Source organism: Pantoea dispersa (genome assembly GCF_019890955.1).
GTDB classification, from domain to species: domain Bacteria; phylum Pseudomonadota; class Gammaproteobacteria; order Enterobacterales; family Enterobacteriaceae; genus Pantoea; species Pantoea dispersa.
In genome coordinates this window covers 779,934-798,986 of record NZ_CP082346.1, presented here as the reverse complement: position 1 = coordinate 798,986, position 19,053 = coordinate 779,934, and the positions used below count along the sequence as shown (strand labels likewise).

19 protein-coding genes are annotated in these 19,053 nt (G+C 55.4%); 12 read left to right on the top strand and 7 right to left on the bottom strand.

All coding sequences use genetic code 11. The features are described from left to right. Nucleotides 1-625 precede the first annotated feature (625 nt). Nucleotides 626-2,605, bottom strand: a complete 1,980-nt coding sequence (gene speA / locus K7H94_RS03745; protein ID WP_071813582.1) for a biosynthetic arginine decarboxylase — start codon at nt 2,603-2,605, stop codon at nt 626-628. 796 nt (nt 2,606-3,401) lie between these two features. Here speA and metK point away from each other — a divergent pair. After that, the gene (metK, locus tag K7H94_RS03740; RefSeq protein WP_058771539.1) at nt 3,402-4,553 is read left to right on the top strand and encodes a methionine adenosyltransferase; all 1,152 of its coding nucleotides are present in this window, start codon (nt 3,402-3,404) and stop codon (nt 4,551-4,553) included. 160 nt (nt 4,554-4,713) lie between these two features. Here metK and K7H94_RS03735 read toward each other — a convergent pair whose 3' ends face one another. From K7H94_RS03735 to K7H94_RS03725, 3 genes are read right to left on the bottom strand one after another with little or no spacing between them, the layout of a single operon-like run. Then, nucleotides 4,714-5,169, bottom strand: coding sequence for a DUF943 family protein (locus K7H94_RS03735; protein WP_222951674.1), 456 nt, complete (start codon nt 5,167-5,169; stop codon nt 4,714-4,716). Beyond that, nucleotides 5,166-5,942, bottom strand: a complete 777-nt coding sequence (locus tag K7H94_RS03730) for a DUF3289 family protein (protein ID WP_222951673.1) — start codon at nt 5,940-5,942, stop codon at nt 5,166-5,168. Before K7H94_RS03730 ends, K7H94_RS03735 begins: the two co-directional genes overlap by 4 nt. A gap of 14 nt (nt 5,943-5,956) precedes the next feature. Continuing rightward, entirely contained in the window at nt 5,957-6,415 is a 459-nt protein-coding gene (locus K7H94_RS03725; RefSeq protein WP_159377984.1) for an Hcp family type VI secretion system effector, read from the bottom strand. 499 nt (nt 6,416-6,914) lie between these two features. Between K7H94_RS03725 and K7H94_RS03720 the strand changes: the two genes are divergently transcribed. The 7 genes from K7H94_RS03720 (at nt 6,915) to ruvX (ending at nt 12,623) form a co-directional block, all read left to right on the top strand. Then, the gene (locus K7H94_RS03720) at nt 6,915-8,309 is read left to right on the top strand and encodes a sugar porter family MFS transporter (protein WP_031279461.1); all 1,395 of its coding nucleotides are present in this window, start codon (nt 6,915-6,917) and stop codon (nt 8,307-8,309) included. A gap of 104 nt (nt 8,310-8,413) precedes the next feature. Next, nucleotides 8,414-8,926, top strand: a complete 513-nt coding sequence (locus tag K7H94_RS03715) for a SprT family zinc-dependent metalloprotease (RefSeq protein ID WP_222951672.1) — start codon at nt 8,414-8,416, stop codon at nt 8,924-8,926. Nucleotides 8,927-9,004: 78 nt separating this feature from the next. Continuing rightward, nucleotides 9,005-9,712 carry a deoxyribonuclease I gene (gene endA, locus K7H94_RS03710; RefSeq protein WP_021506633.1) on the top strand — a complete coding sequence of 236 codons (708 nt, stop codon included), beginning with the start codon at nt 9,005-9,007 and terminating at the stop codon, nt 9,710-9,712. Between the two features lie 73 nt (nt 9,713-9,785). Further along, nucleotides 9,786-10,517, top strand: coding sequence for a 16S rRNA (uracil(1498)-N(3))-methyltransferase (rsmE, locus tag K7H94_RS03705; RefSeq protein ID WP_222951671.1), 732 nt, complete (start codon nt 9,786-9,788; stop codon nt 10,515-10,517). Nucleotides 10,518-10,613: 96 nt separating this feature from the next. Then, on the top strand, nt 10,614-11,558 hold the full coding sequence (gene gshB, locus K7H94_RS03700; RefSeq protein WP_222951670.1) for a glutathione synthase: 945 nt from the start codon (nt 10,614-10,616) through the stop codon (nt 11,556-11,558). An 85-nt stretch (nt 11,559-11,643) separates the two neighbouring features. Next, entirely contained in the window at nt 11,644-12,207 is a 564-nt protein-coding gene (locus K7H94_RS03695) for a YqgE/AlgH family protein (protein WP_021506630.1), read from the top strand. Beyond that, complete coding sequence (ruvX, locus tag K7H94_RS03690) at nt 12,207-12,623, top strand: Holliday junction resolvase RuvX (protein WP_058757113.1); 417 nt, start codon at nt 12,207-12,209, stop codon at nt 12,621-12,623. Before K7H94_RS03695 ends, ruvX begins: the two co-directional genes overlap by 1 nt. 66 nt (nt 12,624-12,689) lie before the next feature. On the opposite strand, the gene K7H94_RS03685 is transcribed toward ruvX, so the two are convergent. Then, the gene (locus K7H94_RS03685; RefSeq protein ID WP_222951669.1) at nt 12,690-13,682 is read right to left on the bottom strand and encodes a type IV pilus twitching motility protein PilT; all 993 of its coding nucleotides are present in this window, start codon (nt 13,680-13,682) and stop codon (nt 12,690-12,692) included. 16 nt (nt 13,683-13,698) lie between these two features. On the opposite strand from K7H94_RS03685, the gene K7H94_RS03680 reads away from it, so the two are divergent. Genes K7H94_RS03680 through hemW form a run of 4 tightly spaced genes read left to right on the top strand, consistent with a single transcriptional unit; the run spans nt 13,699 to nt 16,710 of the window. Continuing rightward, nucleotides 13,699-14,406 (top strand): YggS family pyridoxal phosphate-dependent enzyme, encoded by a 708-nt coding sequence (locus tag K7H94_RS03680; RefSeq protein WP_222951668.1) that lies wholly within the window; start codon nt 13,699-13,701, stop codon nt 14,404-14,406. A 12-nt stretch (nt 14,407-14,418) separates the two neighbouring features. Further along, nucleotides 14,419-14,973: a YggT family protein gene (locus K7H94_RS03675; RefSeq protein WP_021506626.1), complete on the top strand. Its 555-nt coding sequence runs from the start codon at nt 14,419-14,421 to the stop codon at nt 14,971-14,973. A gap of 20 nt (nt 14,974-14,993) precedes the next feature. Continuing rightward, nucleotides 14,994-15,587, top strand: coding sequence for an XTP/dITP diphosphatase (locus K7H94_RS03670; protein WP_059011651.1), 594 nt, complete (start codon nt 14,994-14,996; stop codon nt 15,585-15,587). Beyond that, nucleotides 15,580-16,710: a radical SAM family heme chaperone HemW gene (hemW, locus tag K7H94_RS03665; protein WP_059011655.1), complete on the top strand. Its 1,131-nt coding sequence runs from the start codon at nt 15,580-15,582 to the stop codon at nt 16,708-16,710. Before K7H94_RS03670 ends, hemW begins: the two co-directional genes overlap by 8 nt. Nucleotides 16,711-16,780: 70 nt before the next feature. On the opposite strand, the gene K7H94_RS03660 is transcribed toward hemW, so the two are convergent. Then, a complete protein-coding gene (locus tag K7H94_RS03660; protein WP_222951667.1) occupies nt 16,781-17,866 on the bottom strand; it encodes a hypothetical protein in 1,086 nt (361 codons plus the stop codon). A 323-nt stretch (nt 17,867-18,189) separates the two neighbouring features. Further along, nucleotides 18,190-19,035, bottom strand: coding sequence for an Ig-like domain-containing protein (locus tag K7H94_RS03655; protein WP_222951666.1), 846 nt, complete (start codon nt 19,033-19,035; stop codon nt 18,190-18,192). Nucleotides 19,036-19,053: the final 18 nt, after the last annotated feature.

Genomic DNA, 19,053 nt, shown 5'->3' with positions numbered 1-19,053 from the left:
TTAACACCTTAACTGAAGGTTAACTTACAACTTACATTTTGAAAAATAGATTTCAGTGAACAACAGCGTGAACTTTAATCGTTTAAACCAATCAATAAAGCTTCATTTTCACTGCATGTTTCATATAAAGATCAGATAATTCTTAGGTTCAGGATTTTTGATTGGCGGCCTTGACAAAAAATAAAATACATAATCAATTGATTGGTAAGCAATAAATTATACGTCATTGGTATAAATTCTGGCTTTGTCCTTAAGATGGGATATTGCACTGCTTAAAGCGGGATTCCAGAAAGCGTCAAAAAACCGATAGCCTACATATCGCTCACCTAACGCCTTATGCTTAAATTTTTATTATAGATAGCCAGAAAATCATAAAAGAAATATTGGTCATTAGCGGGCAGGTGCAACACTAAACCACAGATTTAAGAAATGTTTTTTTCGCTGCCGATGCGCTTTCGCTGCTGAATTAAGCAGATAGCTTTTGTTAATAAACGGTTTGAATTTGCTGTTTCGGCCGGGATAATTTCAGAGTGATAGCGATCACGAATTGAATAAATGGCAGGAAGGATTGACAGGGAAGGTGATAATAACGGGCTCCAGCCGGAGCCCGTTGCGGGAAATACACTTACTCGTCTTCGAGATAGGTGTAGCCGTAAAGCCCACTCTCAAACTCTTCAAGGAACTGCGCCCGCAGCTCTTCGTCAATATCCTGCTGCTGTTTTACCTGATCGCGGAATAACGTCATCAAATCGTTAGGATTGAGCTGCACGTATTGCAGCATATCCGCCACGGTATCCCCCTCATCAGACAGCTGCACTTCTACGCTGCCATCCGGGAAGGCGAAAACGTCAACCGCTTCGGTATCGCCAAACAGGTTGTGCATATTGCCGAGGATTTCCTGATACGCCCCGACCATAAAGAAGCCCAGCATCGGTGGATTATCCACATCGTACTCCGGCATTGGCATGGTGGTGGCAATACCGTCGCCGTCAACGTAGTGATCGATGGTGCCATCGGAGTCACAGGTGATATCCAGCAGTACCGCACGACGCTGCGGAGTTTTGTTCAGCCCTTCCAGCGGCAGTACCGGGAACAGCTGATCGATGCCCCACGCATCCGGCATCGACTGGAACAGCGAGAAGTTGACGTAAATCTTGTCCGCCATGCGCTCCTGCAGCTCATCGATGATCGGCCGATGGGCGCGGTTGCTCGGGTCAAGGTGCTGCTGAATATAGTGGCAGATGCTGAGATACAGCTGCTCTGCCCAGGCGCGCTGACCGAGATCGTAGGTGCCTGACGAATAACCGGTATGGATGTCGAACAGGTCCATCTGGCTGTCATGCAGCCATTCGCGCAGCGAACGGCGTACGCTTGGCTCGTGCATCTCCTGCCAGGTATCCCACAGGCTCTGAATCGGGCGCGGTGAGTCGGCATCCGGTGCGACCGGCGTACTGAATTCATTGCGCTCAACGCCGATGATGTTGGAGACCAGCACGGTATGGTGCGCGGTCACCGCACGCCCCGATTCCGTAATCACGGTCGGATGCTCCAGACCGTGCTCTTCACAGGCGTCGCCGATGGCCCAGATCACGTTATTGGCGTATTCGTTCAGGCCGTAGTTGACTGAACAGTCTGACTGCGAACGTGTGCCTTCGTAGTCAACCCCAAGCCCGCCGCCGACGTCAAAGCACTTGATGTTGACGCCCAGCTTCGCCAGCTCAACATAGAAGCGCGCCGATTCACGCACGCCGGTGGCGATATCGCGAATATTGGACATCTGCGAGCCGAGGTGGAAATGCAGCAGCTGCAGGCTGTCGAGACGACCCGCTTTGCGCATGATATCGACCAGCTGCAGCACCTGCGATGCCGCCAGACCAAATTTGGATTTCTCGCCGCCGCTCGACTGCCACTTACCGGAGCCCTGCGATGCCAGACGGGCGCGGATGCCGAGGCGCGGCACCACGTTAAGCCGCTCGGCTTCTTCCAGCACCAGGCGCACTTCGGTCATCTTCTCAATCACCAGATAGACTTTATGGCCGAGCTTTTCACCAATCAGCGCCAGACGGATATATTCGCGGTCTTTGTAGCCGTTACACACAATCACCGAGCGGGTTTTTCCGGCGTGCGCCAGCACCGCCATCAGCTCAGCTTTGGAACCCGCCTCCAGCCCCAGCGGCTCGCCGGAGTTGACCAGCGATTCAATCACGCGCTTATGCTGGTTAACTTTGATCGGGTAAACCAGGAAGTAGTCGCCCTTATAGCCGTAAGATTCACGCGCGCGTTTAAAGGCGGCATTAATCGAACGCAGACGGTGCTGCAGAATTTGCGGGAAGCAGAACAGCGCAGGCAGGCGCTGGCCGTCGGCCTCGCGCTCTTTAACCAGCTTCGCCAGGTCAACGCGCACCTCCGGCTGATCCGGATCCGGGCAGACGCTGATGTGGCCGAGTTCGTTGACGTCGTAATAGTTGTTTCCCCACCAGGCAATGTTGTAGGTGCGCAGCATTCTGCTTGCGTCCTGATCGTTCATCGCCACCTCCTGCATCGAGCGGAGTACACCCTGTTCGCCAGCTGACGAACCCTTGATATTCTTCATGTCGTCAGACATCACGAACCTCAATTTTCCGTTGAAATATGAAAAAGTTGCCGGATTTTGCTGCTACTGCGCCGGATGGAAATTTCCTCATTCTGCTTATCTTGCCTCAGCAGGTTACCGTGCGCCTTACTGAGGTTAAGTGTAAAACACCGTGCCGGAAGCGGTGAACACCGGGGCAAAATCGTCCCGCATCACCTCACCACAGGCGAGTGAAACACAGCAGAGAAACTGGGGGAATAGCTTAGCCGGCGCTCGTGTCGGGATAATTACCGCAGCGCAGAAAACTTCGACGAGAGAAAAGAGCAGAACTGGAAATGGAAAGGCGTGCCAGCGCGCCAGAACGGCGCCGTGAACCGAAGAGAGCGAAAATGTGGTTCATTGTTTTTATCACCTCCAGCGCCTGCTAACAGCATGCGGAAACGGAGTGGATGAAAATCAGATCAACAGCCTCTGACAGCGCGACGCACGGGGGCGTCATCCATGGGACAACTGCGGCGTTTTATACAGTCTGACGCGGCAAAATGCAAAATCTTTGTCGGCGCGCTGCGGCGGGTGTCAGGAAAATATTCCAGTTGATCTGTAGCGATAAATGCGGATGGCGAAAAAGCACTGGAAAAACGCGCACTGAGTGACCTAAAATAGCCGTCCAGATGGTTTTCCATCTAAACTGATTAACATCCAGGCGGTGTGAGCCTGGTACGCTGACACTTCCTACTGCTTGCGGCTTTGCCTGAAGGGGCGTCGAGCTGGCATCATCCCGCTTACGCTATGCAGTCGAATTCAAACCATTTGCAAGGTAAAGAACAGAATGGCTAAACACCTTTTTACATCCGAGTCCGTATCAGAAGGACATCCTGATAAAATCGCCGATCAGATTTCCGATGCCGTGCTGGACGCCATCCTTGAACAGGATCCCAAAGCACGCGTCGCCTGCGAAACCTACGTAAAAACCGGTATGGTGCTGGTTGGCGGTGAGATCACCACCAGCGCCTGGGTCGATATCGAAGAGATCACCCGCAATACCGTACGTGAAATCGGCTATGTTCATTCCGATATGGGCTTTGATGCTAACTCCTGTGCGGTGCTAAGCGCGATTGGTAAACAGTCGCCGGACATCAACCAGGGCGTAGACCGTACCGATCCGCTGGAACAGGGCGCGGGCGACCAGGGCCTGATGTTTGGTTACGCCACCAATGAAACCGACGTGCTGATGCCGGCACCGGTGACCTACGCGCACCGTCTGGTGCAGCGTCAGGCTGAAGTGCGTAAAAACGGCACGCTGCCATGGCTGCGCCCGGATGCCAAAAGCCAGATTACCTTCCAGTACGACGGCGGCAGGATTGTCGGTATCGATGCGGTAGTGCTGTCAACTCAGCATTCAGAAGAGATTTCTCAGGCCGATCTGCGTGAAGCGGTGATGGAAGAGATCATCAAGCCGGTACTGCCGACCGAGTGGATCAACGCCAGCACCAAATACCACATCAACCCAACCGGTCGTTTCGTGATCGGCGGCCCGATGGGCGACTGCGGCCTGACCGGTCGTAAAATCATCGTCGATACCTACGGCGGCATGGCCCGTCACGGCGGCGGCGCGTTCTCCGGTAAAGATCCATCGAAAGTTGACCGCTCAGCGGCTTACGCTGCGCGCTACGTGGCGAAAAACATCGTTGCCGCTGGCCTGGCCGATCGCTGCGAAATCCAGGTTTCTTACGCGATTGGTGTGGCAGAACCGACCTCAATCATGGTGGAAACCTTCGGTACCGAGAAAGTTTCAACCGAACAGCTGACGCTGCTGGTGCGTGAGTTCTTCGACCTGCGTCCATACGGTCTGATTCAGATGATGGATCTGCTGAAGCCAATCTACAAAGAAACCGCTGCCTACGGTCACTTTGGTCGTGAACACTTCCCGTGGGAACAGACCGACAAAGCCGCCCAGCTGCGCGAGGCCGCAGGCCTGTAATCAACGCGGGTGCGGGCAACGGCTCTCACCCCGATCTTCTCTTAGCGGAGAAGGTGAAATCGAGCCCGCGCAAGCGGGCTTTTTTATAACAGCAAACTTTTATTTTAATACGCTGAATGTACTACTTTTCCGTACACTCACTAGAAGACCATTAAAAAAGCTATTTTTTTAGGTTTATAGTCAACTCACCCATATGCAATGAATAATAAACACTCCCAACATTTATAAAAACCGGATAGTCTTTTAATAAGCATCTTTTTTTGCTTTTTATTTTCTCAAAACAAATGTAATCCTCATCACTTTCGCCAGAGAAATCCTTTTCAGAAAACGATAAAGATTTATATCCGCCGTTAAAATTCACCACGAATATGGATTTTAAATCGTGTTGCTGCGGGTTCGGTAGCTGATCAATCATTGGCTTAAGTTTATTCATCCACCAATTCTCAAGTGCTTTACCTGATGAGGGGGGATGCTGAACAACGACCATTAATGCGCCATTCTCAAAAAAAGCATCTTTAATTTCAGGTTCAGAAGAGGCGCCCACCCAAATTAATATGGATAAAAAGATGAGACTAAAAGACAAAAGAATTATTACAATTCGGGGCTTTTTATTCATGATAACTCTATTGTTGCCTCCATATTCGTGAAGAAAGGCTTGTAAGCATAATCCTTATGTCTTTGCAGGATAAACCATATGTTGAATATTCTGAGCTTGTTATAGAGTGGATGCAAGATGTCTCTATCGTCTAGTCCAAAATGATCCTGACCTTTTACTTTGATCTTAGCAGAATATCTATGCTGAGAATAACAGACGTTTTCCAGCGTGATGCTGACATGATGAATGTCATGGATGCTAATGCCCAGGCCGTTAAAATTGTCCACTTTTCTGGAAAATTTAGGCTTAGACATTTTCATCATATCAGCTTTTAACCTCTCAGGGTCGAACTCTGAGTGGTTTAACAAGCTATCCTGTAACGCCAGTTTGATTCTGTTGAGCATGCTACTTTCTGGCGCCTGTTTTAATAGCATTTCTTTAAATGCTGAATTGAGTAATAGTGATTGATAAGGCCTGCCAGAGTTTAACTCCATATGATTTATAATTTGAAATATTATCTCTTTATATGGACCATAGAACGAATGAAATCTAGCCAACTCCCTGAACTCAGAAAAAAGTATTTTAGCCGCTTCATATTTATTTAGCTTTTTACGATTAAAGACTGAAGTTGGTTCAAGTGTGTAAGGATTCAACTTTGCAGAAACATTATTAAGGCCGTATTTGTTTATACATATTTCTGTTGTCAAGTCCCCACAAAGCATGTCATCTGCGCGAAAATCATTTTCTTTCTTTTGTGATGAAAATAGCAGGATCGATTTAGTAATGTCTTCCATGAATATCTTCCTTATTAAAACGCTGAAGTATTCTCTTTAATGTTCCAGCCTGAACGCGTTTCAGCGCCTTTGCCCCCTGCAGCCGTTTGCTCCCAGTATTGGATTTTGACGATATCAGCCTGAAATTCATACTCGACTGACGCAACTACATCATTATCATTAAGCTGAGCTTCGAACACCTGCACATTTTCCAGTGTTATACGATAGTATTCCTGCTGGCCCGTTCCTGCTCTGCAAGCCGATACGATGATTTTTCTTAGCTTTCGACCACTCGACGTTAACAACAGCATTGCGGGAGTAGCCTTATCAATTTTTGCCTTGACCACCAGATTGCGATAACTGCCCATACCGGCTTCTCTGCCGGATCGCCAGGCCCCCCAGTTGTAGCTATCAATATCAATCCAGCCCATATGCGTGGCGTCTCTTGACTCCCCTGCAACACCATCAACCTGAAGAAATAAGCTACTCATTATTCGATTTCCCTTTCCGAAAGAAATTGTTCCTGGCACCGATAGTATCATAAATGAACAATAACCACTCAAATAAAGTGGTTATTTACTATATCTCCGAACCAATCCAACGCGCCTCTGCATCATCACACTTTTTGTCTATACCACCGCAGGCGCATTTTTCAGCGCTGTCTACACTGTTAGCACTGCGCTTACAACAAAGTGTTAACGATTACATTTTGAAATCCTTTTAATATCTTCAATTTAGAGATTTTTCAGCGTAGTAACGGTGATGAAAATGCGTTATTTTCAGCGTCGTCTGATAGCCGATATTTATAGTGATGTCAGAAACTTAAAGGGTGCTATACCTTACTGGTTATGTGACTGATTCGGGCAAAAAATGCTGGATTACAGGGTTTCAGCGTGTGTAACCGATTACATCGATGTGATCGCACTCACTTTTTCCCGCAGGCAGCTTACTTAACATTGATAAAAACAAAGATGGATAAACTTCGGAGGCAATATGCCTGGTAATACTCACAAAAGCAGAACCTCAAACAAGGCGATGACCCTGTTTGTCTGCTTTCTGGCCGCTCTGGCGGGCCTGCTGTTCGGTCTGGATATCGGCGTTATCGCCGGTGCTCTGCCCTTCATCGCGAAAGATTTCAACGTTACCGCACATCAGCAGGAGTGGATCGTCAGCTCAATGATGTTCGGTGCTGCGGTCGGTGCTGTGGGCAGCGGCTGGATGTCTTCGCGTCTCGGCCGTAAAAAGAGCCTGATGGCCGGTGCCATCCTGTTCGTTATCGGTTCACTGTGGTCGGCGATGGCGCCAAACCCGGAAATGCTGATTGCCGCACGCGTGGTGCTCGGCCTTGCCGTCGGCGTTGCCTCTTATACCGCCCCGCTGTATCTCTCGGAAATCGCACCGGAGAAGATCCGCGGCAGTATGATTTCCCTGTATCAGCTGATGATCACCATCGGTATTCTCGGCGCTTACCTTTCTGACACCGCGTTCAGTGCTTCGGGCGACTGGCGCTGGATGCTGGGCATCATCACTATTCCGGCGGTGCTGCTGCTGGTTGGCGTGGTGTTCCTGCCAAACAGCCCGCGCTGGCTGGCGGCGAAAGGTGACTTCCGCGATGCACAGCGCGTGCTGGATCGCCTGCGTGACACTAGCGAGCAGGCGAAACGCGAGCTGGATGAGATCCGCGAAAGCCTGAAGATCAAACAGTCCGGCTGGCAGCTGTTCCAGAGCAACAGCAACTTCCGCCGCGCGGTGTTCCTCGGCGTGCTGTTGCAGGTGATGCAGCAGTTCACCGGCATGAACGTCATCATGTACTACGCACCGAAAATCTTCGAAATCGCCGGCTTCGCCAATACCACGCAGCAAATGTGGGGCACCGTGATCGTGGGTCTGGTGAACGTGCTGGCCACCTTTATCGCTATCGGTCTGGTGGATCGCTGGGGCCGTAAACCAACACTGGTGCTGGGCTTCCTGGTGATGGCAGCCGGCATGGGTATCCTCGGTACCATGCTGCACATTGGCATTAACTCTGCCGGTGAGCAGTACTTTGCCATCGCCATGCTGCTGATGTTCATTGTTGGCTTCGCGATGTCAGCCGGTCCGCTGATTTGGGTACTGTGTTCTGAAATCCAGCCGCTGAAAGGGCGTGATTTTGGTATCACCGTCTCTACCGCGACCAACTGGATTGCCAACATGATCGTTGGTGCCACCTTCCTGACCATGCTGAACTCGCTGGGCAACGCGCCGACTTTCTGGGTCTACGCCGCGCTGAACGTGTTCTTTATTCTGCTGACGGTCGCGCTGATTCCGGAGACCAAAAACGTCTCGCTGGAGCACATCGAGCGCAACCTGATGTCGGGCAAAAAACTGCGCGATATCGGCCAGCAGTAAGGCCAGACGCGTTAACCGGGGCTGCCGCAGGGCGGCCCTTTTTTTATCTGCCGCCTGTGCGCATGCAGTTGCGTACCCCGCTGCAACGCCTTATGCTGCCGCACATGAAAACGCCACGTCTGCCCATCGCCCTGCAACAAGCCGTCATGCGCTCGCTGCGCCATTTTTTGCAGCTGGCTCAGCAAAAACTCGAACGTCATTTCGAAGAGCCAACGCTGGTTTATCAGCAGCGCGGCACGGCCGCAGGCACCGCGTGGCTGGAGCAGTGGCAAATTCGCCTCAACCCGGTGCTGCTGCTGGAAAACCAGCAGGCTTTTATTGATGAAGTGGTGCCGCATGAGCTGGCGCATCTGCTGGTGTGGAAAACCTTCGGCCGCGTACCGCCGCACGGCAAAGAGTGGAAATGGATGATGGAGGACGTGCTGGGCGTGCCCGCCCGCCGCACCCACCAGTTCGCAATCACTTCGGTGCGTAGCAATACCTTCCCCTATCGCTGTCGCTGCCAGCAACATCAGCTGACGGTACGCCGCCATAACCGCGTGGTGCGTGGTGAGAGCGAATATCGCTGCGTGCATTGCGGTACGATGCTGCAACCCGGTGAATACGCAGCGGATTAGTCCGCGATTCTCATTCCCCGCGCCCGACCATTCTGTTACCCTGCCGCCCTTTTTCGGTACCAGGTTACTTTTTGGAATATGTCTCGCAAAACGCTGTTATTACTCTCTCTGCTGGTCGCGCCGCTCAGCGCGTACAGCCTCAGTCTCACCCATTACAACCAGAACAATTTTCAGCAGGCGAAAGTGGTCGCGGCAAAGATCAACGCGGATGCGCCGGCGGATTTTTACTGCGGCTGCAAAATCAGCTGGCACGGTAAAAAAGGCGTGCCGGATCTGAGCAGCTGCGGCTATAGCGTGCGCAAGAACGCCAACCGCGCGGAACGCATCGAGTGGGAACACGTCATGCCGGCGTGGGAGTTTGGTCATCAGCGTCAGTGCTGGCAAAATGGCGGACGGAAAAACTGCAGCAAAGACGCAGACTACCGCCGCATCGAAAGCGATCTGCACAACCTGCAGCCAGCCATCGGCGAAGTGAACGGTGACCGCAATAACTTCCAGTACAGCCAGTGGAACGGTGGCGAGCAGCAGTACGGTCAGTGCAGCATGAAGATCGATTTTAAGCAGAAGCGCGCCGAGCCTCCCGAGCGCGCGCGCGGCGCCATCGCCCGCACCTACTTCTATATGCGCGACCAGTATCATCTGCGCCTGTCACGCCAGCAAACCCAGCTGTTCACCGCGTGGAACAAGCAGTATCCGGTCACGCCGTGGGAGTGCGAACGTGACCAGCGCATCGCCACGGTGCAGGGAAATCACAATTCCTGGGTACAGCAGGCTTGCCAGCGCTGAAAGCGCTACCCTACACTAGCTTTTTTCGATTGGGCCGCATCGCGCGATGCGGCATAACGCAGGCAGGAACCGCATGCGCATACCCCGCATTTATCACCCCGAAGCTCTAACCGTTAACAGTGAAGTTCTGCTTGATGAGGATGCCGCCAACCACGTCGGCCGCGTGTTGCGCATGAGCGCCGGACAGCAGATCGAGCTGTTTGATGGCAGTAATCTGACTTTTAGCGCCGAAATCACCCAGGCCGACAAAAAGCGTGTAAAAGTAAAGGTCCTTGCCAGCCAGCCTGATGATCGCGAATCTCCGCTGCACTTACACCTCGGTCAGGTGATGTCGCGCGGTGAAAAAATGGAATTCACTATCCAGAAATCGATCGAACTGGGCGTGAATGTGATTACGCCCTTGTTTTCTGAACGCTGTGGCGTAAAGCTGGATGCCGAACGCCTGGCGAAAAAGATTCAGCAGTGGCAGAAAATTGCCATCGCCGCCTGCGAGCAGTGCGGTCGCAATCGCGTGCCGGAAATCCGCGCCGCGATGACGCTCGAAGCCTGGTGTGCCGAAGCGGATGACGGCCTGAAGCTCAACCTGCATCCGCGCGCCAGCCACAGCATCAATACGCTGCCGCAGCCGGTTGAGCGCATACGGCTGCTGATTGGCCCGGAAGGCGGCCTGTCGGCAGAGGAAATTGCCATGACGGCGCAGCACGGCTTTACCGATATCCTGCTCGGTCCGCGCGTTTTGCGCACCGAAACCACGGCGCTCACCGCCATCACGGCACTTCAGGTGAGGTTTGGTGACCTCGGTTAAGGGATACTTTCAGCCCGAAGACACACGCAGATAACTGACCAGCACAACGCTTTCGCACGGAACGGGGTGGCTGAATTCCCCTTTGAGGAGAGAATAATGATTAAGCTTGGCATCGTTATGGACCCGATTTCGTCCATCAACATTAAAAAAGACTCCAGCTTCGCCATGTTGCTGGAAGCACAGCGCCGCGGTTATGAAATTCACTACATGGAGATGGGCGATCTGTCGCTGCGTGGTGGCGTGACTTACGCGCGCACCCGGCTGCTGAGCGTCGAGCAGAACTACGATCAGTGGTATACGTTTGGCAGCGGGCAGACTATCCCGCTGGCCGATCTTAACGTGGTGCTGATGCGTAAAGACCCGCCGTTTGATACCGAGTTCATTTACGCAACCTATCTGCTGGAGCGCGCGGAAGAGCAAGGCACGCTGATCGTTAACAAACCGCAGAGCCTGCGTGACTGCAACGAAAAACTCTACACCGCCTGGTTTGCCGACCTGACGCCAGACACGCTGGTGACGCGCAACAAAGAGCAGCTGCGCGCGTTCTGGCAGGAGCATGGCGATGTGATCTTCAAGCCGCTCGACGGCATGGGCGGCGCGTCGATTTTCCGCATCAAAAAAGATGATGCCAACTTCGGCGTGATCACTGAAACGCTGACCAACCACGGTCAGTTCTTCTGCATGGCGCAAAATTATCTGCCGGCGATCAAAGACGGTGATAAGCGCGTGCTGGTGGTCGATGGTGAACCGGTGCCATACTGCCTGGCACGCATTCCGCAGGGCGGCGAAACCCGTGGCAACCTCGCCGCCGGTGGCCGCGGCGAAGCCCGTCCGCTGAGCGACAGCGACTGGGAAATTGCCCGCCGCGTAGGTCCGACATTGAAAGCCAAAGGGCTGATTTTTGTCGGCCTCGATATTATCGGTGATAAACTGACAGAAGTTAACGTCACCAGCCCAACCTGCATCCGCGAAATCGAGGCGGCGTTCCCGGTCTCCATCACCGGCATGCTGATGGACGCGATTGAAAAACGTTTGGGCTGAGGATGCCGCAGGAGTGAGAGCTCCGTGAACCACCCAAAGTCGGTGCAGCCGTTCAGCACCGGCTATTTTTGGTAAACGAGTGAGAATGAATTTACAGCACCATTTCTTGATTGCGATGCCGTCGCTGCAGGACCCTTTCTTCAAACGCTCGGTGGTGTATATCTGCGAGCATAACGAAGAGGGTGCCATGGGTTTGATCGTTAACAAGCCGATGGACAACCTGACGGTCGAAGGCATCCTGAAAAAACTTAAGATCAGCCCATCAGAACGCGATCCTGCCATCAAACTGGACAAACCGGTGTTTGCCGGTGGTCCGCTGGCGGAAGATCGTGGCTTTATTCTGCACTCGGCCCAGCGCGTATTCTCCTCCAGTATCCGTATTTCTGACAATACGGTGATCACCACTTCACGCGATGTGCTGGAAGCGATCGGCACGCGTGAACAGCCAGAGAACGTGCTGGTAGCGCTGGGTTATTGCGCATGGGAGAAGGATCAGCTGGAAAATGAGCTGCTGGAGAATGCCTGGCTGACCACGCCGGCCAATACGCAAATCCTGTTCCAGACGCCGATTGCCGAACGCTGGCGTGAAGCCGCGCGCAGCATGGGTGTGGACATCCACAACATGACCAGCGATGCAGGGCACGCCTGATGGCCAGTGAAACGCTGCTCGGCTTTGACTTCGGTACCAAAAGCATCGGCGTTGCCATCGGGCAACAGCTGACCGGCACTGCGCGCCCGCTCACCGCGCTGAAAGCGCAGGACGGCACGCCGGACTGGGAGCTCATTGGTAAGCTGCTGAAAGAGTGGCAGCCGGATTATGTGGTGGTTGGCCTGCCACTCAACATGGACGGCAGCGAACAGCCACTGACGGCGCGCGCGCGCAAGTTTGCTAACCGGCTGCACGGCCGCTTCGGCGTGCGGGTGGAGCTGCAGGATGAGCGCCTGAGCACCGTAGAAGCGCGTGCCGACCTGTTCGAACGCGGCGGCTATCGCGCGCTGCAAAAAGGCCATATCGATTCGCAGTCCGCGGTGATTATCCTGCAGGACTGGTTCGAGACGCATTAAATCAGCCCGGACGCGGCCGCGCGGTTTCGCCCCGCCGTGTCGGCGGTTCTCAGGGCACGTCCCTGCTCAAATTAATCCCGCCTCACGCCGGGCCTGCTCGCTCTGGGCGAAAGTCTGCATCCCTGCCTGCGCGCCGGTCTGCAACACACCGGGCAGCTGATGCATTTTGCCTTCGCGGATCAGGTTAGCGACCGCCGGCGTCGCCACCAGCACTTCAAACAGGCCAATGCGGCCGCCGGCTTTGGCAGCGACTAAACGCTGCGCCAGCACCGCTTTCAGGCTGCCGGCCAGCTGCGTGCGCACGAGGTTTTTCTCCTCGGCCGGAAACACATCCACCAGCCGGTCCACCGCCTGCGTCGCGCCGCGCGTATGCAGCGTGGCCAGCACCAGATGGCCGGTCTCGGCAGCGGTCAGCGCCAGCCGGATGTTTTCGCTGTCGCGCAGCTCACCCAGCAGGATCACATCCGGGTCTTCACGCAGCGCCGCTTTTAATCCGAGCTGAAACGAAGCGCAGTGCGCGCCGATTTCGCGCTGCTGAATCAGCGAACGCTGGCTGTGGTGGACGAACTCGATCGGATCTTCCAGCGTGATAATGTGACGCGCCTGCTGACGATTGAGGCTATCCACCAGCGCCGCCAGCGTGGTGGATTTGCCGCTGCCGGTCGCGCCGGTGATGAGGATAAGCCCTTCCTCCTGCTGCAGCAGCGAGCGCACCACGTCCGGCAGCTGCAGGCGCGCTATATCCGGTGGCTGACTGGCAATCAGCCGCAGCGCCAGCGCCAGTCCGTGACGCTGGCGGAACAGATTGGCGCGCAGCCGGCTGCCATTGCCGAGCGTGATGGCGAAATCGACGTGACCGCTGCCGGCTAACTCGCTGCGCTGCGCGGCGCTAAGCCACTGCTCGCTAAAGGCCTGCAGCCAGCGCTCAGGCAAGGTGTGCTGTTGCGGTATTGGCTCCAGCACGCCCTGCCGGCGCCAGTGCGGTAAATGTCCGCTGCAAAGGTGCAGATCGGCCGCATTATGCTTTACACTAAGCGCCACAACGTCATCCAAATCCATTTAACTTCTCCTGACTATGACTTCCATTGAGCACAACTTACAGCAAGTGCGCGAGCGGATCGCTGCTGCCGCCGCGCGTTGCGGCCGCGCGCCAGAAGAAATTACGCTGCTTGCAGTGAGCAAAACCAAACCTGCGAGCGCTATCGCAGAAGCCATTGCCGCCGGACAGCGCGCCTTCGGTGAAAATTACGTGCAGGAAGGGGTTGAAAAAGTTGCCGAACTGGCCGCACATCCTGATCTGCAATGGCACTTTATCGGGCCGTTACAATCCAATAAAAGCCGTCTGGTGGCGGAAAACTTTGCCTGGTGCCACACCGTTGACCGCCTGCGTATCGCGCAGCGGCTGAACGATCAGCGTCCGGCCGCGCTGCCGCCGCTCAACGTGTTAATTCAGGTAAATATCAGTGACGAGCACAGCAAATCTGGCATCATGCTGGAGGCCGTCGCCGGGCTGGCACAACAGATTTCCGCCCTACCGCGTTTGCGCCTGCGTGGACTGATGGCGATTCCGGCGCCCGAGCAGGATTACGCACGCCAGCTGGCGGTGTGCCAGCAGATGGCCAGCGCGTTTCGCGCCTTGCAACAGGACTATCCAGGCGTCGATACGCTTTCTCTGGGAATGAGCGACGATATGGATGCGGCGATAGCCGCAGGCAGTACGATGGTGCGCATCGGCACCGCGGTATTTGGCGCGCGGGATTATGCACGCCCTTCACAACAATAATTGAGGAACCTCATGTTAACACTGACGTTTTTAGTCAAAACGCTGATTGATCTGTACGTGATGGTGCTGCTGCTGCGCATCTGGATGCAGTGGTCACGCTGTGACTTTTACAATCCGCTGGCGCAGTTTGTCGTGAAGATCACCCAGCCGATTGTTAAACCGCTGCGCCGCATTTTGCCGGCGCTGGGACCGATTGACACCGCGTCGCTGCTGCTGGCATTCGTGCTGACCACGCTGAAATATCCGATTCTGCTGCTGATTCAGGTCGGGGTGTTCTCCGTCGATCCGACCAACCTGCTGGTGGGCCTGCTGTCACTGGTCAAATCCGCCGGCTATCTGGTGTTCTGGGTGATCATCATTCGCTCGCTGATGAGCTGGATCAGCCAGGGACGCGGTGCGATGGACTATGTGCTGATCCAGCTGACCGAACCGCTGATGGCACCGATTCGCCGTATCCTGCCGGCGATGGGCGGCATTGATTTCTCGGCGATGATCGTGATTCTGGTGCTGTATGCGCTGAACTTCCTCGGTATGGATCTGTTCCCGGGTCTCTGGTACCTGCTGTAATTCGTTAATCTGGAACTGTTATGCAAAAAGTTGTGCTCGCCACCGGTAATCCGGGCAAAGTACGTGAACTGGCCGATCTGTTAGCGGCCTTCGGCCTGGATATCGTGGCGCAAACCGAGCTGGGCGTAGAGTCTGCCGAAGAGACCGGGCTGACCTTTATCGAAAACGCCATCCTGAAAGCGCGTCACGCGGCGCAGATCACCGGCCTGCCGGCGATTGCCGATGACTCCGGGCTGGCGGTCGATGCGCTGGGCGGCGCACCGGGCATTTACTCGGCGCGCTATGCCGGCGTTGATGCCAGCGATCAGCAGAACCTCGACAAACTGCTGCAGGCACTGGAGCAGGTGCCGGACGGCGAGCGCCAGGCTCAGTTCCACTGCGTACTGGTGTACGTGCGTCACGCCGCCGACCCGACGCCGCTGGTGTTCCACGGCAGCTGGGCCGGGGAGATTACCCGCGCGGCCGCCGGTGAAGGCGGTTTCGGTTATGATCCGATCTTCTACGTGCCGGCGCTGGGTAAAACCGCCGCCGAGCTGAGCAAGGATGAAAAGCGTGCCGTGTCGCATCGGGGTAAAGCATTGACGCTGCTGCTGGAAGCGATGCGCAATGCCTGAGTTACCACCGTTAAGCCTTTATATCCACATCCCGTGGTGCGTGCAGAAATGTCCGTACTGCGACTTCAACTCGCACGCGCTTAAAGGCGAAGTGCCGCACAGCGAGTATGTGCAGCATCTGCTCAACGATCTTGACCAGGATCTGCCGCTGACCGCCGGGCGCGAAGTGCGCACCATTTTCATCGGCGGCGGCACGCCCAGCCTGCTGAGCAGCGAAGCGATGCAGCAGCTAATGGATGGCGTGCGTGCGCGCCTGCCGCTGGCGGCGGACGCCGAAATCACCATGGAGGCCAATCCGGGCACGGTGGAAGCCGATCGCTTCAGCGGCTATCAGCGGGCGGGCATTAACCGGATTTCGATTGGCGTGCAGAGTTTCAGTCCGCAAAAGCTGACGCGCCTGGGCCGCATCCACGGTCCGGACGAGGCGGTCCGCGCGGCACAGCTGGCGGCCGGTCTCGGCCTGCGCAGCTTTAACCTCGACCTGATGCACGGCCTGCCGGATCAGTCGCTGGAAGAGGCGCTGGACGATTTGCGCCAGGCGATTGCCCTCAATCCGCCACATCTGTCGTGGTATCAGCTGACCATCGAGCCCAACACGCTGTTTGGTTCACGCCCGCCGGTATTGCCGGATGACGATGCGCTGTGGGATATCTTTGAGCAGGGTCATCAGCTGCTGAGCGCCGCAGGCTATCAGCAGTATGAAACCTCGGCCTACGCCAAACCGGGCTATCGCTGCGAGCATAACCTGAACTACTGGCGCTTCGGTGATTACCTCGGCATCGGCTGTGGCGCGCACGGCAAGCTGACGCAGCCGGACGGGCGCATCGTGCGCACGGTGAAAACCCGTCATCCGCGCGGTTTTATGAAGGGCAACTATCTGGATAAGCAGCATGACGTGCCGGACGAGGACAAGCCGTTCGAGTTCTTTATGAACCGTTTCCGCCTGCTGGAAGCCGCACCGCGCGCCGACTTTCAGCGCTATACCGGGCTGAACGAGGCTGTGATTCGCCCGCAGATCGACGCAGCCATTGCCGCCGGTTATGTGCAGGAACAGCCAGAGCACTGGCAGATCACCGAAAAAGGCAAACTGTTCCTCAATTCGCTGCTGGAGCTGTTCATGTAAATTCAGCGGAGAAGGCGCGCACCTTTTCCGCTGGCAGCCGTGCTGTGCAGCACGGCTGCATCTGTTACGCTCAGGCGACCATCACCTCATTATTGATTAACAGCGTTGCGCTGTGGTCGACACTCTCAAACACCTGCCACACTTTGCCACCGCTCTGCTGCGTCCCCTGCTGCTGCCACTGCTGATAAAATTGCGTGCTATCGCTGAGCTGCACCACGTCACCGGCATCACCATCAATCAGCCAGCTGCGCGTACGCTCTGGCAGCAGCACATTCTGGTGCGCCTGCTGTAACAGCTGCTGCGCATCCAGCTGCAGCAGATTGTCCCCTGAGCCAGTGAGATCGATATGCTGCAGGCCGCTGATATGCTGCATCAGCTGCTGATAATCAAGCTGCTGATGTTCTCCTTCCAGCACCAGCGCAGAGAAGCCCTGCAGCAGTTGTCCGCTGTGCGCCGCCAGCCACTGCTGCACATCATTCAGATGCAGCTGCGCGCCCTCCTGTTCCAGCGTTTCCGGCAGCGTATGGTGCTGTACCAGGCTCTCGTCTTTGCCCCAGCGCACAGTATCAATAATCCAGCCCACATCGCGCTTCACCAGCACGTTCCAGCACAGCACTTTTTTATAGGTATCCGGATCTTCGCCCGAATGGACGTCAATATAGCCAATCTGCTGGCCCGCCGGAGCCTGCCAGATAAAGGTGTTCAGGCCCTGCTCAGACCGGCTGGCGCCACCGGGCTGCAGGTATTCGCGCCCCAGCAGCTCACCGCTGGGGGAGAAGATATCCACGTAGGTATCGTAATTGTGGAGATAGCCATAATTGAACTCCACGTAATTGGTGGCACCAAAATCAAACTGCACGATCGAATGATCCAGCATCTCAATCGCTTTGCTTTCATAGCCATCCGGCCGGTTCATGATGCCGGTATAGAAACAGTTGTTGCTGGTGCCATGTTTCAGTTCGGTGACTTTCAACCCGCCGTACTGATACACCCGGCCGGTTTGCCAGCTGGTATTGGCGCGGCAGTTCCAGTTCTCTTCACCAGAACTGTGCTTCACGCCAGAGTCATAATTAATCGCCCAGTTGGGCGCATAGTCACTGACGTTACCCGCCACATCGACCGCTTTTACCGTAAAGTTGTTGCTACCCGTCTGCATGTCGCGGTCCGGGGTAATCTGCCAGCGGCCATCGGCCCCACCGTCGCGCTGCCGGCTGCCACGCCGTTCTGGTACAGCGTCACCTGACTGTAAGGCTCGGCCTGTCCGGAAAAATCGAGCCGCTTATCGTCGGTGGTCTGACCCGGCAGCACCGGCTGGATGGTGCCGACGTCATCGATAGCCTGCAGGATGGCGGGCGTGTTGATACGGGTGTCGATAGTCAGCGTCCAGCTGTCGCTCCATTGACTGACGTTGCCGGCTTTATCGCTGCTGCGGCTGCGAAAACGCCAGTCGCCGTCCGGCAGCAGATCCTGCGGCGGCGTCTAGTGCCAATGGCCAATGCTGTCGACGGTGGCCGTACCGCCGACAATCCACTTACCGCCTGGTGCGGCATACTGAATGCGCACCACGCTGCCGGGCTCGGCTTCGCCGTGCAGTTCCGGCCGGACATCATCGGTGGGTTGGCCGCGGCCAAACTGGCCCTGATACAGCCCGCGATTGTCGTCGTAATAGCTAAACGTTGGCGTTTCCGGGGTAAGCGTATCGAGATGAAAGGTCCACTTCGGCGACGGCTGACTGCGGTTGTCGGCGCGGTCCTCGGCCTGCGCCGTCAGGTTATAGGTTCCGTCCTGCGGCAGATCGAGCTGCGCCTGCCAGTTACCCTGCGCATCGGCACGCACAGAGGCGAGAAGTTGGTTGCCATTATAGAGATAAACCAGCGCGTTGGCTTCCGCCTGCCCGCGTACCACCGGCTGATCATCATTGGTATAGCCGTTACGGCGGATGCTGTTACCGTCCTCCACGCCGCCGGCAACGTGATCCTCTATCGCTTCGATGATCGGTCTGGCGGGCGGATGAGTATCGATATTGTAATCCACGCGCGTAGGTGCGCTGTGATTGCCGGCGGCATCCACGGCGGTGAAGGTTAGCTGGTATTCACCATCGGCCATCGGCTGCGGCGGCATCCACTCGAAGTGGCCATTGATCACTGGCACGCGTAGCGGATTGCCACCGTTAACCGTTAGGATGACTTCAACGGCGTCCGGCGTTTGCACCGTTCCCTGCCAGCGTTTTTGCGGATCGTTGTACCAGCCGCGTTCGGCAACGATAACCACAGGGGGTGATAAAACCGGGTGTGAACTGGAAGCAGAGGTGTCAGAAAATAACATAAAATTTCCTTAGAAATT

Coding starts and splice junctions, on each gene's coding strand:
- K7H94_RS03680 (WP_222951668.1), top strand. CDS start 13,699: ATGACTTCCATTGAGCACAACTTACAGCAAGTGCGCGAGCGGATCGCT.
- ruvX (WP_058757113.1), top strand. CDS start 12,207: ATGGCCAGTGAAACGCTGCTCGGCTTTGACTTCGGTACCAAAAGCATC.
- K7H94_RS03660 (WP_222951667.1), bottom strand. CDS start 17,866: ATGCAGACGGGTAGCAACAACTTTACGGTAAAAGCGGTCGATGTGGCG.
- K7H94_RS03675 (WP_021506626.1), top strand. CDS start 14,419: ATGTTAACACTGACGTTTTTAGTCAAAACGCTGATTGATCTGTACGTG.
- endA (WP_021506633.1), top strand. CDS start 9,005: ATGTCTCGCAAAACGCTGTTATTACTCTCTCTGCTGGTCGCGCCGCTC.
- gshB (WP_222951670.1), top strand. CDS start 10,614: ATGATTAAGCTTGGCATCGTTATGGACCCGATTTCGTCCATCAACATT.
- rsmE (WP_222951671.1), top strand. CDS start 9,786: ATGCGCATACCCCGCATTTATCACCCCGAAGCTCTAACCGTTAACAGT.
- K7H94_RS03720 (WP_031279461.1), top strand. CDS start 6,915: ATGCCTGGTAATACTCACAAAAGCAGAACCTCAAACAAGGCGATGACC.
- K7H94_RS03730 (WP_222951673.1), bottom strand. CDS start 5,942: ATGGAAGACATTACTAAATCGATCCTGCTATTTTCATCACAAAAGAAA.
- K7H94_RS03655 (WP_222951666.1), bottom strand. CDS start 19,035: ATGTTATTTTCTGACACCTCTGCTTCCAGTTCACACCCGGTTTTATCA.
- K7H94_RS03670 (WP_059011651.1), top strand. CDS start 14,994: ATGCAAAAAGTTGTGCTCGCCACCGGTAATCCGGGCAAAGTACGTGAA.
- K7H94_RS03735 (WP_222951674.1), bottom strand. CDS start 5,169: ATGAATAAAAAGCCCCGAATTGTAATAATTCTTTTGTCTTTTAGTCTC.
- hemW (WP_059011655.1), top strand. CDS start 15,580: ATGCCTGAGTTACCACCGTTAAGCCTTTATATCCACATCCCGTGGTGC.
- speA (WP_071813582.1), bottom strand. CDS start 2,605: ATGTCTGACGACATGAAGAATATCAAGGGTTCGTCAGCTGGCGAACAG.
- K7H94_RS03685 (WP_222951669.1), bottom strand. CDS start 13,682: ATGGATTTGGATGACGTTGTGGCGCTTAGTGTAAAGCATAATGCGGCC.
- metK (WP_058771539.1), top strand. CDS start 3,402: ATGGCTAAACACCTTTTTACATCCGAGTCCGTATCAGAAGGACATCCT.
- K7H94_RS03715 (WP_222951672.1), top strand. CDS start 8,414: ATGAAAACGCCACGTCTGCCCATCGCCCTGCAACAAGCCGTCATGCGC.
- K7H94_RS03695 (WP_021506630.1), top strand. CDS start 11,644: ATGAATTTACAGCACCATTTCTTGATTGCGATGCCGTCGCTGCAGGAC.